9 protein-coding genes are annotated in these 12,513 nt (G+C 50.8%); 6 read left to right on the plus strand and 3 right to left on the minus strand.

Annotated elements, in window-relative coordinates:
• Positions 1 to 117: 117 nt before the first annotated feature.
• Complete coding sequence (gene pyc, locus ABDZ76_RS10385; protein ID WP_343805112.1) at positions 118 to 3,573, plus strand: pyruvate carboxylase; 3,456 nt, start codon at positions 118 to 120, stop codon at positions 3,571 to 3,573.
• A gap of 62 nt (positions 3,574 to 3,635) precedes the next feature.
• Here the strand turns inward: pyc and ABDZ76_RS10390 are convergent, their stop codons facing one another.
• The 3 genes from ABDZ76_RS10390 to ABDZ76_RS10400 are packed head-to-tail and all read right to left on the minus strand — an operon-like array spanning position 3,636 to position 7,341.
• Positions 3,636 to 5,969, minus strand: a complete 2,334-nt coding sequence (locus ABDZ76_RS10390; protein ID WP_343805113.1) for a xanthine dehydrogenase family protein molybdopterin-binding subunit — start codon at positions 5,967 to 5,969, stop codon at positions 3,636 to 3,638.
• 2 nt (positions 5,970 to 5,971) lie between these two features.
• A complete protein-coding gene (locus ABDZ76_RS10395) occupies positions 5,972 to 6,475 on the minus strand; it encodes a (2Fe-2S)-binding protein (protein ID WP_343805114.1) in 504 nt (167 codons plus the stop codon).
• Positions 6,472 to 7,341, minus strand: coding sequence for an FAD binding domain-containing protein (locus ABDZ76_RS10400; RefSeq protein ID WP_343805115.1), 870 nt, complete (start codon positions 7,339 to 7,341; stop codon positions 6,472 to 6,474). Before ABDZ76_RS10400 ends, ABDZ76_RS10395 begins: the two co-directional genes overlap by 4 nt.
• A gap of 243 nt (positions 7,342 to 7,584) precedes the next feature.
• On the opposite strand from ABDZ76_RS10400, the gene dctP reads away from it, so the two are divergent.
• From dctP to ABDZ76_RS10425, 5 genes are all read left to right on the plus strand, one after another.
• On the plus strand, positions 7,585 to 8,583 hold the full coding sequence (gene dctP / locus ABDZ76_RS10405; RefSeq protein WP_343805116.1) for a TRAP transporter substrate-binding protein DctP: 999 nt from the start codon (positions 7,585 to 7,587) through the stop codon (positions 8,581 to 8,583).
• Positions 8,584 to 8,688: 105 nt separating this feature from the next.
• A complete protein-coding gene (locus ABDZ76_RS10410) occupies positions 8,689 to 9,201 on the plus strand; it encodes a TRAP transporter small permease (protein ID WP_343805118.1) in 513 nt (170 codons plus the stop codon).
• Between the two features lies 1 nt (position 9,202).
• Positions 9,203 to 10,516, plus strand: a complete 1,314-nt coding sequence (locus ABDZ76_RS10415) for a TRAP transporter large permease (RefSeq protein WP_343805120.1) — start codon at positions 9,203 to 9,205, stop codon at positions 10,514 to 10,516.
• Between the two features lie 67 nt (positions 10,517 to 10,583).
• Positions 10,584 to 11,855: an ArgE/DapE family deacylase gene (locus ABDZ76_RS10420; protein WP_343805122.1), complete on the plus strand. Its 1,272-nt coding sequence runs from the start codon at positions 10,584 to 10,586 to the stop codon at positions 11,853 to 11,855.
• A gap of 14 nt (positions 11,856 to 11,869) precedes the next feature.
• Positions 11,870 to 12,487 (plus strand): SRPBCC family protein, encoded by a 618-nt coding sequence (locus ABDZ76_RS10425; protein WP_343805124.1) that lies wholly within the window; start codon positions 11,870 to 11,872, stop codon positions 12,485 to 12,487.
• The last annotated feature ends 26 nt before the right edge of the window (positions 12,488 to 12,513 follow it).

Raw genomic sequence — 12,513 nt, forward strand, 5'->3', positions numbered from 1 at the left:
CTCAAACAACTATCTTATTGATATTCCGTCTTAATTAGTTCAGACAAACTATCAAAATGAGAATTGAGAGTTACGTTTGCAGTAAATTCCACCAGATAAAATACGGGAGACTTTATCTTGTCCATCAGGAAGATTCTTGTCGCTAATCGTTCCGAGATTGCTATCCGCGTGTTTCGCGCGGCCAACGAACTGGGGCTAAAAACGGTAGCCATATGGGCTGAAGAAGATAAACTTTCCCTTCATCGCTTTAAAGCGGATGAGAGTTATCAGGTGGGACGCGGGCCGCATCTGGAGCGTGATCTGGGGCCGATCGAAAGCTATCTCTCCATTGATGAAATTATCCGTGTTGCCAAATTATCCGGCGCCGATGCCATTCATCCGGGCTATGGATTGCTTTCCGAAAGCCCTGAATTTGTTGATGCCTGCCGTGAAAATGGTTTGATTTTTATCGGCCCTAAAGCCGAAACAATGCGCCGTCTTGGCAATAAAGTGGCGGCACGTAATCTGGCAATCGAAGTGGGCGTACCGGTGGTACCAGCCACCGATCCGCTGCCTGATGATATTGAAGAAGTGAAAAAACTAGCAGCCAAAATCGGCTATCCGGTGATGCTGAAAGCCTCTTGGGGTGGTGGTGGCCGCGGTATGCGTGCTATCCGCTCTGAAAAGGATTTGGAACGCGAAGTGGTGGAAGCCAAGCGCGAGGCCAAAGCGGCTTTTGGTAAAGACGAAGTCTATCTGGAAAAGCTGCTGGAACGCGCACGCCATGTGGAAGTGCAGATTTTGGGCGACACGCACGGCAATGCTGTTCATCTATATGAACGCGATTGTTCTATTCAGCGCCGCAACCAAAAGGTGGTTGAGCGCGCACCAGCGCCTTATTTAAGCGATGAAAAGCGTCAGGAAGTGGCGTCTTATGCGCTGAAAATTGCCAAGGCCACTGATTATATCGGCGCTGGTACTGTCGAATTTTTGATGGATGTCGACAGCAATGAATTTTACTTCATTGAAGTCAATCCGCGCATTCAGGTTGAGCATACGGTGACTGAAGAAGTCACAGGTATTGATATTGTCAAAGCGCAAATTCACATTCTGGAAGGCTATGCCATTGGCACGCCGGAATCCGGTGTGCCTGCGCAGGAAGACATTCATTTGCATGGCCATGCGCTGCAATGCCGTATCACAACGGAAGATCCGGAACAGAATTTCATTCCCGACTATGGCCGTATTCAGGCTTATCGTTCGGCTTCGGGTTTCGGCATTCGTCTTGATGGCGGCACGGCTTATTCGGGCGCTTATATCACCCGTTATTATGATCCGTTGCTTGTAAAAGTGACAGCTTCCGGCTCTACGCCGATTGAAGCAATCCGCCGGATGGACCGCGCCTTGCGCGAATTCCGTATTCGCGGTGTTGCAACCAATTTGACCTTCGTGGAAGCGATTATCAATCATCCGAGCTTTCAGGCGAATGATTATACCACGCGTTTCATTGATACGACGCCTGAGCTTTTCACCCATATGAAGCGTCAGGATCGCGCTACCAAGCTTTTGACCTATATTGCCGATGTGACGGTTAATGGTCACCCTGAAGCACGCGGTCGCGCCAAACCTGTCGCAACTGCTGCGCCAAAAATTCCTTATACGCCTGACAAAAAAATCGTCGATGGCACCAAGCAATTGCTCGATCAATTGGGCGCAGAGAAATTTGCGCAATGGATGCGTGAGCAAAAACGTGTGCTGGTAACCGATACCACGATGCGCGACGGCCATCAGTCATTGCTGGCAACTCGTCTTCGTACCTATGATATTGCACGTATCGCCGACACTTATGCACGGGCTTTGCCTAATCTTTTCTCACTTGAATGCTGGGGCGGTGCGACATTTGATGTGTCGATGCGTTTCCTGACAGAAGACCCGTGGGAGCGTCTGGCGATGGTGCGTGAAAATGCACCCAATATCCTGCTGCAAATGTTGCTGCGCGGTGCCAATGGCGTTGGTTATAAAAGCTATCCGGATAATGTCGTTAAATATTTCGTGCGTGAAGCAGCACGCGGCGGCGTTGATCTTTTCCGCGTGTTTGACAGCCTTAACTGGGTTGAAAATATGCGCGTTTCGATGGATGCGATCCGTGAAGAAGGCAAACTTTGCGAAGCAGCGATTTGCTATACCGGCGATATTTTAAATAGTGCTCGCCCGCAATATGATCTGAAATATTATGTTGATCTGGCGCGTGAGGTGGAAAAAGCCGGTGCCAATATCATTGCGATCAAGGATATGGCTGGCTTGTTGAAACCGGCTGCGGCCAAGCAATTGTTCAAAGCTTTGCGTGAAGCCACCGATCTGCCATTGCATTTCCACACCCACGACACATCTGGCATTGCAGCAGCCACCGTTTTGGCTGCAGTTGATGCGGGTGTTGATGCCGTGGATGCGGCCATGGATGCGCTTTCCGGCAATACATCGCAGCCTTGTCTTGGCTCGATCGTGGAAGCCTTGCATGGTGATGAGCGCGATACCGGTCTTGATGCCGATGCTATCCGCAAAATCTCTTTCTATTGGGAAGGTGTGCGCAATCAATATGCTGCCTTTGAAAGCGACCTCAAAGGCCCTGCATCGGAAGTTTACCTGCATGAAATGCCGGGCGGTCAGTTCACCAATTTGAAGGAACAGGCACGTTCATTAGGGCTTGAAAGCCGCTGGCATGAAGTGGCACAGACCTATGCGGATGTGAACCAGATGTTTGGCGATATTGTCAAAGTTACGCCATCGTCCAAAGTGGTGGGTGATATGGCTTTGATGATGGTCAGCCAGGACTTGACCGTCAAGGATGTTGAAAATCCGGATAAGGATATTTCTTTCCCGGACTCCGTCGTGTCGATGATGCGCGGCGATTTGGGGCAGCCGCCTGCTGGTTGGCCACAAGCTTTGCAGAAGAAAATTCTGAAAGGTGAAAAGCCGTTTACAGTGCGTCCGGGCTCATTATTGGCTCCTGCTGATCTGGAAGCCGAGCGGGCAAGTGTTGAGGCAACGGTTGGCCGCTCTGTTACTGATCAGGAGTTTGCATCATCGCTGATGTATCCGAAAGTGTTTGCCGATTATGCGGCAGCGCAGGAAAATTATGGCCCGACCATCGTTTTGCCGACGCCTGTTTATTTCTACGGTCTGGCGTCTGAGCAGGAAGTGTTTGTTGATCTGGAAAAGGGTAAAACCCTTGTTGTCGTTAATCAGGCGATCAGTGAAACAGACGAAAAAGGCATGGTCACGGTGTTCTTTGAACTCAATGGTCAGCCGCGCCGTGTTAAAGTGCCAAACCGTGCCAAGGGAGCCGCCGGCGGCGTGAAGCGTAAAGCGGAAGCCGGCAATGATAAGCATGTCGGCGCACCGATGCCGGGCGTGGTTTCAACCGTCGCGGTGGCGAGCGGTCAGGCGGTAAAAGCGGGTGATGTGTTACTGTCGCTGGAAGCCATGAAAATGGAAACCGCAATTCATGCAGAGCGTGATGGCACATTGGCTGAAGTTCTGGTGCGCGCTGGTGAGCAGGTGGATGCAAAAGACCTGCTGATTACTTACGAATAGTTTTGCAAAATAGTGGCAATAAAAAACCCCGACAGCAATGTCGGGGTTTTGTTTTGTAGATATTAGCGCAGTTCGCTTGATAATTCCCAGATGTCGCTGGCATTGAGAGGCGTGAATGGCACATAGACATCAAGCGCGTTGGCCACTGCATTGGCAATGGCGGCTGGCGGCCCGATGGCTCCGCCTTCACCAAGACCTTTGGCCCCCAGCGGTGTTAAAGGCGTTGGTGTTTCAATGTGATGCACTTCGATATTCGGAATTTCCGGTGCAATCGGCATCAGGTAATCGGCAAAACTGGTGGTTAGCGGCTGACCTTCTTCGTCATAGACAAAATGCTCGAACATGGCCGAACCAATGCCTTGCACAACACCGCCGCGCACTTGCCCGTCCACCACCAATGGATTGAGAATAGTGCCGCAATCTTCCACCACCACAAAGCGTTTCAGCTTCATTTTTCCGGTTGGTACGTCAATTTCAACAACGGCGGCATGGGTGGCATTGGCATAGGTGCCGTCGGTTGGCCCATCAAGCGCATATTCTGCATCCAGACCCGGCAAGACACCTTCCGGCAGCTGGTCAACATTGCGCAATGCTGCACGGGCGATTGTTTTAAGCGGAACATTGCGTCCCGGATCACTGCGCAAAAAGGCAAGATTGTCGCGCAGTTCAATATCATCGGGGCTTGCTTGCAGAAAATGTGCGGCAATGGCTTTTAGTTTATTGGCAATTTGCAACGAAGCCATGTGCACGGCACCGCCGCCCAAAGGCCCGCCGCGACTGCCCCATGTGCCCACCGAATAGGGCGAGCCCATCGTGTCGCCATGTTTGACGAAAACATCTTCCGGTCGCACGCCCAAAGCATCGGCGGCCACTTGCGCCATGGTGGTTTCTAACCCCTGACCATGGCTTTGCAGCCCTAGATTGATGGTCACGGTGCCATCTGGTGCCATTTGCACATGCGCTGCAATATAGCCGGTTTCAATCGGTGTCCGGCGACGGGCAAAATCTGGTGTTCCATGCGCGGTTTGCTCCAAAAATGTAGCAATGCCGACACCAATACGGGTGGTTCTTGAGCTTTTTGATGCTTCCGCCGCAGCAATATCATCCTTCAGCAATTCCCTGATTTCAAGAATGGATTGCTCATAGGAGCCCGGATCATAGGTAAAACCGAGCACGTTTTTATAAGGAAACTCGCGGATGATATTTTTCAGTCGGAACTCAAACGGATCCATGCCAATTTCTTTGGCAATATCATCCATTAATCGCTCTTGTGAAAATACAGCTGAAGGACGCGCAACGCCGCGATAGGTACCAAGCGGGCATTTATTGCTGGCGAGCGCACGGAATGTGGCTTCATAGGCCTGAAAATCATAAGGCCCCGGCATCACTTTTGCCGCCATGCCCGGATCACCGGCAGCGGTAAAAGGAAATGTCGAATAGGCGCCGACATCAACGCTGATATCGGCTTTCAAACCTAATAGGCGGCCATCTTCAGAAACATAGGCTTCTAGTGTGTGATCGTGATCGCGGGCATGGATGCTTGAAATCAGATGCTCGCGGCGATCTTCAATCCATTTAACCGGCCGGCCAACCTGCATTGCAATCCATGCAATCAGCACTTCATCAGGAAAAACCTGACCTTTGACACCAAAGCCGCCGCCAACATCAGGCGCAACCACGCGGATGCGCGATTCCGGTAGGCCGAGCTCTTCTGAAATATAAGTGCGCACAAGATGCGGCATCTGAGTGGATGACCAGACGGTTAAAAATCGTGTTGCCGGATCCATATAAGCGACCACACCGCGGCCTTCCATCGGCACACCGGCTTGTCTTTTATTCATATAACGGCGTTTGATGGTGTAATGGGCGGCAGCTTTGGCGGCTTCCAGATCACCGCCCTTCATCTGTCGCTCAACAAAGGTGTTTTTTGTCCAATTGTCGAAAATCGGCGGAATATTCGGGTCGAGCGCATCTTTCATGCTGGCAACAACGGCCAGCGGCTCATAATCAATGAAAAGCTGCTCGGCCGCATCTTCTGCATGATAAGGATCTTCGGCAAGCACTGCGGCGACCGGTTCACCGACATAGCGCACTTTTCCAAGAGCCAGCAAAGGCTGCTCTGAATATTGCATTTCAGGATAATCCTGATGTGCTTTCATCGATAGATGGCGGGTATCTTCGCCGGTGAAAACCCAGGTTTTAAAGCCGATATCTTCCAGCGCGAATTGATCGATTTCCAAAATTTTGGCATGAGCCGATTGCGCACGCGCAAATCGCAAATGCAGCATATCCGGCATTTTAATGTCATCAATATAGCGCGCAGTGCCGGATAAAAGCCTTGTATCTTCAAAGCGTTGAATACGTGCGCCAATATGGCGGGGACTTTCAGGTCTCATGTTTAAGCCCTTTCCGTCAATTGAGATGAGATTGCTTTTTTCACGGCTGCGACAATGCCGTGATAGCCGGTGCAGCGGCAGATATTGCCGCTCATTGCTTCACGAATGTCAGCTTCTTCCGGCATTTCGCCAAGTTCAATTTGTTTGCTGACATAAGGCGCCAGCGTCATCAGAAAACCGGGGGTGCAATAGCCGCATTGCAGGCCATGTTCGCTCTTGAAAGCTTGTTGCAAAATATGGGTGGCATCAATGCCGCCCAAGCTTTCGACAGTTTTGATATCGCGCCCGTCGCATTGTACGGCAAAGGTCAGGCAGGAAAGGCGCGGGGTTCCATCCAGATGCACTGTGCAGCAACCGCAAGCACCATGGGCGCAGCCGATATGCACGCCGGAAAGGTTAAACTCATGGCGCAAAACATCGGCCAGCAAATGTCTTGGCTCTACGGAAACCGTGCGGGTATTGCCGTTAACGGTCAGCGTTACATCCATTTTTGATTGTTCGCTCATGCTGCTTCCAATGCTTTGCTGCAAGCGCGTTGCAAGGTGCGCTTTGTCAATTCACCGATCAGGCCTTTGCGGTAGGCTGTGGTCGCGGTAAAGTCGCCTGATGGATTGAACTGGCCGGAAAATTCTGCTGCTAGTACTTCAAAATCCACCTGATCCAAGCGTTTTCCGACCAATTGTGCTTCAATTGCAGGGCCTCTTGTGGCGACCATTTCTGCGCCGCCGCACACAATGGCAGCGGTTGCGATTGTGCCCGCTTTATGGGTGAGGGCGACACCGATTGAGGCAATGGCAAAATCGCCCAAGCGTTCGCCAAGTTCGCTAAAAGCACCGGATGGTTGTTCTTTGGGCAGCGGAAACTCGACCGCAATGACCATTTCACCCGGTTCGACCGCGGTGACATAAGCGCCATGAAAAAAATCCTGCGCTTTGACGCGACGTTCGCCTTGCAGTGAACCTAAAATGACTTCAGCATCATATAAAACGCACATGGCCGGAAGTTCAGCGGTCGGATCAGCATGGGAAATGCTGCCGCCGAGCGAGCCATGCAGGCGGATCGTGGGATGGGCGATCCAGTGAACAGCTTCCTGAAAGGCTGGAAAATAAGCCGCAATATGCGGGTTATCGGCATATTCGTGATGGCGTACCAAGGCACCAATGCGCAAAAAATCCTGTTTTAATTCAAACTGGTTAAGTGGCAAACGGTTGATGTCGACTAGATGGTTTGGTCGTGCCAGCCGCAAATTCATCATCGGCACCAGACTTTGCCCGCCTGCCAGCGGTCGTCCGTCCTCACCAAACTCTGCCAATAATTGATAAGCGTGCTGAAGATCATCAGCACGATGATAGCTAAAACCCGATGGGCGCATGTCACTCCTCCCAAAGTGATGGAAACCTGTGAAACAGGAAACCCGCTTATATCGTCATATTTATTTGTAAGCTACGCAAAGATTGTATGCAATACAAAAAACTTTGTAGACAAGTTGGATATAAACGCATTACGATGCAGGTGCTCTCAGTGGAGGATTTGAGAGCAACCCGCATTTTTGGCGAAGTGCGGTCGGGGAAAAATCAAGGGAGGACATGACATGATTTCAGTCATGAGGAATTTTATGACCCCTGTTACATCTATAGCGCTGGCTGGTTCGCTGCTTTGGGCGGGCACGGCGTGGATGACGGAGGCACAAGCGGCATCTGTAACATTAAGAATGGTTGGCGCATGGGCGCACGGCTTTTCACCTACTGCCGATATCGGCAAAAATTTCATGGATAATGTAAACCGCATTGGTGAAGGCAAAGTGCGGGTGCAATATATGGGCGCAGACGATGTTCTGCCGCCTTTCGACCAGCCGGAAGCGCTGGTAAATGGCGTGTTTGATGTCTGGTATGGTGCGCCGAATTATTGGGCGGGTGTGGTGCCGGGTGGTGACATCACCGAGCTTTCACCGTTTAAAACACCTGATAACGGGCCGGGATCTAAGCTGCATAATTATATGGTTGATCTTTATGCCGCCAAAGGTGCGCGTTATATCGGCCATGCCAGTGGGGATTTAGGTGTTGGTGTTCATTATATCAGCACCAATTTTCCGGTAAAATCTATTGATGATATTAAGTCGAAAAAGCTGCGTTCAGCACCGCTGACACGTCACTTTCTCAAAGAGGCGGGCGCAGAATCCGTAACACTGCCGCCGAGCGAGATTTATCTGGCGATGGATCGCGGTACGGTTGATGGTTTCAGCTGGCCGGTTGCCGACGGGTTTACCCGTTATGGCTGGCAGAGTGTCACCAAATATATGATCGACCAGCCAATGTATCGCAGTGGCGCAAACATTGTGATGAATCTCGATAAATATGAGGCATTGTCGCCGGAAATTAAAACCATTCTCGATCAGGCCATGGCGGAAACGCAGGAATGGACACGTGGCTGGTTTCAGCAAAATCTGGACGAACAAACAGACCTGATGACAAAGGCCGGCATGGAAGTGGTGAAACTTTCACCCGAAGAAGCCGAACGCTGGAACAAGGTCGCGGTTGATTCGCTGTGGGGTTATTACGCTTCTATTCTCAGTGAGAAACAAATCTCTGAAGTCAAAGCGCTCTTCGCAGAATAACGGGCTGAAGCTTTCCTCTTGTGACTGATTTTCCAAGGGGCAAGCTCCATTCGAACGCCAGACTTTCCAAGCGGAAAGCTCAATTTGAGCAATTGCAGGTTTGTTATGAAAACGATCGAGAAAATCTACGACTTCATTTTGAATTTTTTTGCCTTTCTCGCATGTCTCACACTGATTGCCATGATGCTGGCAACGGTTATCAAAGTGGCGATGCGTGTCTTCTTTAATTATGGCATCCACGGTATCGACCAGATCAGTGGCATCATGATGGTCTATATTACTTTTCTGGGTGCCGCATGGGTGTTGCGTAAAGACGGCCATGTGACGGTTGATATTCTAATGACAATCGTGTCGGCGCCGATGCGCCGTATGATGTTGATTGTCTCTTCCATCCTCAGCGCCATCGTCTGTCTGATCATGGCTTATTATGGCTACCACGCCATTATCCGCTCGGTTCAGCGCGGCATTATGGTGGCGGCTGAGCTTGAAATCCCGCGCGCCATCAATCTGGCGGTCATTCCGGTTGGATGTTTCCTGCTGGGCGTAGAATTTATTCTGCGCACGCTCCGTTTTATCCGCGCCGACACTATTCAACCATGCAAACCTGCGGAGCACTAAAATGGAGTGGTGGACTTTTCTGATTTATTTCTTTGTAGGGCTCACTGGCCTGATGATGCTGGGTGTGCCGGTGGCTTTTGCCTTTATGACCGTCAATATGCTCGGCGTGTTTTTCATGTGGGGCGGTACAACAGGCTTCAGCCAGCTGGTGTTGAGTATTGATAGTTCCATTTCAACTTTCATGCTGGTGCCGGTGCCGATGTTCATTTTGATGGGCTCGGTGATGTTCCACTCAGGCATTGCACCGCGCATGATTGAGGTGCTTGATCAGTGGCTGGGCTTTATTGCCGGTCGTCTGGCAGTGCTCACCATTGGTGCGGGAACCGTGCTTGCAACATTGACCGGTGTTGCAATGGGCTCCGTTGCCATGCTTGGCTCCACGCTTACACCGGAAATGGAACGGCGCGGCTATGCGCGTACTCTTGCTATCGGCCCTGTGCTTGGCAGTGGTGCTTTGGCCATTCTTATTCCGCCAAGCACATTGGCGATTGTACTGGCAAGTGTTGGCGGTTTTTCCATTGCTAAAACGCTGGTGGCGATCATCGTGCCGGGCATTTTGCTGGCCATTGCCTATGTAACTTATATCGTTATCCGTGCCACTTTGCGCCCGCAAGATGCACCAAGTTATGAAATAGAAAGCGTGCCTTTTCGTGTAAAAATGAAAAACACATTTGTCTATCTCATCCCGCCGGTTTCGATCGTGGTGCTGACAATTGTTTTCATTTTTACCGGTGTCGCAACACCGACGGAATCTGCTGCAATCGGTACATTCCTGACCTTCATCCTGTCTTTTATGTACGGAAAACTGAACTGGCAGACAATCCGCAATGCGGTGTCTTCAGCTTTGCAGCTGTCGGTGATGATCCTGATCATTTTGACCGGTTCGGCAGCGTTTAGTCAGTTGCTTAGTTTTTCCGGTGCAACAACCGCCATTACCGAATGGGCAACAACCTTGCCGGTGGCCCCATTGGTGCTGATGCTGATCATGATGCTGATCGTGATGGTGATCGGCATGTTTATTGAACAGACATCGATTGTTCTTGTCACAATGCCGATTTTCCTGCCGATCATCCATGCGATGGGCTGGGAGCCGATCTGGTTTGCGGTGGTGATGATGGTCAATCTGGAACTTGCCACTATTACACCGCCCGCTGGTCTGTCGCTTTTCGTCATGAAAGGTGTGGCGCCTGAAGGCACCACAATGGGCGAGATTTATATGGCGGCAGTGCCTTTCATTCTCATCAATATCAGTCTGATGGCTTTACTAATTTTCGTGCCCGATATCGCGCTTTGGCTGCCGAGCCTGATGAACTGATGACCACTCATTAAAACTGAAATCTTGTCTTTTAAGGGCGTGAAGCCTTCAACAACCGGAGAATAAAATGAGTTCTGCGACCCGCCAGAAAATTCTGGAAACCATTGAGAATAATCAGGATGTTTCGGTCAAATTCTTGCAAGAGATGATCGCTATTCCTTCCGTTACCGGTGACGAGGCTGCTATTCAGGCTTTTGTGGCCGATTATATGAACAAAATCGGCCTTGATGTTGATATGTGGGAAACTGACTGGGAAGAGTTGAAAAAACATCCCGGCTATCGCCCTGTTGCTATGGGCTATGAAGGCCGCCCGAATATTGTGGCAACATTCAAGGGCACCGGCGGCGGGCGCTCGCTGCTTCTCAACGGGCATACGGATGTTATTCCGGTTGGTAATGGTGAAGGCTGGTCGGATAATCCGTGGTCGGCAAAAATCGAGAATGGTCGTATTTATGGCCGTGGTGCGGCCGACATGAAAAGTGGTGTTGCAAGCCATATTCTGGCCGTTGAATATCTGAAAAAAGCCGGTGTGAAGCTCAAAGGCGACGTCTATATCAATGTGGTGATTGACGAAGAAGTGTCCGGTCACGGTACATTGGATACGGTCATGCGTGGTTATAAAGCCGATGCCGGTATTTCGGGCGAAACCAGTGATTTGGCGGTGCAGCCGGCTTGTATCGGCCGTATCTGGTTTGAAATTGCTGTTCAGGGCAAACCGGCCGGTATTCAAAAGCGCTATGAAGGTATTTCCGGCATTGATCTGGGCAATAAGGTTGTGCAGGCAGTTAAAGAGCTGGAAGATCATCGTGTGGCAACGGTGCGCCATCCGCTTTATCCGAATGCGCTGGATTCGCTGCCATGTATCATCGGCAGTTTTCAGGCCGGTAATTATCCAAGTGCCTTCCCTGATACAGCTTTGCTGAAAGGCAGTATCGGTACGGTGCCGGGTGAAGATCATGAAGGTGTCAAGAAAAGTCTCGTTGATAAAATCAATGAAATGGCGGCACAGGATCCATGGATGAAAGATCATCCGCCGGTGGTGCGTTTTGTTGGCTATGACGCGCAGGCTTCAGAAATTCCGGTTGATCATCCGATTGTTGATCTGGTCAGCAAAAATTATACCGAGCTGACCGGCAAACAACCTGTCATTAGTGGTCGTCAGGGGGCTGCGGATACACGTTTCCTCAACCTTTATGCAGATACACCAACAGTGATCTTCGGGCCGGGTTCAACAGCGGTTATGCATGCCAATGATGAATATGTATCGATTGAGGATTACATCACATCTATCAAAGTGATGGCGCTTTGCATTTACGATTGGTGCGGGGCAGAAAACTAAAAAAGGGGAGTATCATGGCTGAGATCAAACAGGTTTTTAAAGTCAACCATAACCGCAAAGTGGTCTGGGAGAAGTTTCAGGATCTGGCGGCTGTTGTGGCCTGTATTCCGGGTGCGCAATTAACCGAGCCGCCGGTGGATGGGGTTGCCAAAGGGCGCATCACCGTCAAACTTGGCCCCGTGAAAGCAGATTTTGGTGGCGAGGCCAAAATCGTGCCGGATGAGGCGAGCTATACAGGTGTGATCACCGGCGTGGGGATTGATAAAAATCACTCTTCACGTGCTAAAGGTGAGGTCACTTACGCGCTGACAGAGGAGGGAGAAAACACCACTGTTGTTTCGGTGGATGTGAATTATTCGCTTTCCGGCTCCTTGGCGCAGGTTGCTCGCGGCGGCATTGTCGAGGCCGTTGCCGGTCAGATTTGCAAAGAATTTGCCAATAATCTGGAAGGTGAATTATCGGCTGGTGCCGAGCCGGTGGCAGAGGTCTTTGTTGCAGGCGAAGGTGTGGACGCAGCGTCGCCACAGCCTGCGGCACCGCGTCGACCTGCACCGGCAAAAGAGCTGAATATGCTCAGTGTTCTTTGGGCAGTGTTTAAAAACAAACTTGGTGCCATTTTCGGGCGCGCCTGAATATTGAAACAATAAAGGGAGGGGCT

This window comes from Paenochrobactrum glaciei (assembly GCF_039522165.1).
GTDB classification, from domain to species: Bacteria; Pseudomonadota; Alphaproteobacteria; order Rhizobiales; family Rhizobiaceae; genus Paenochrobactrum; species Paenochrobactrum glaciei.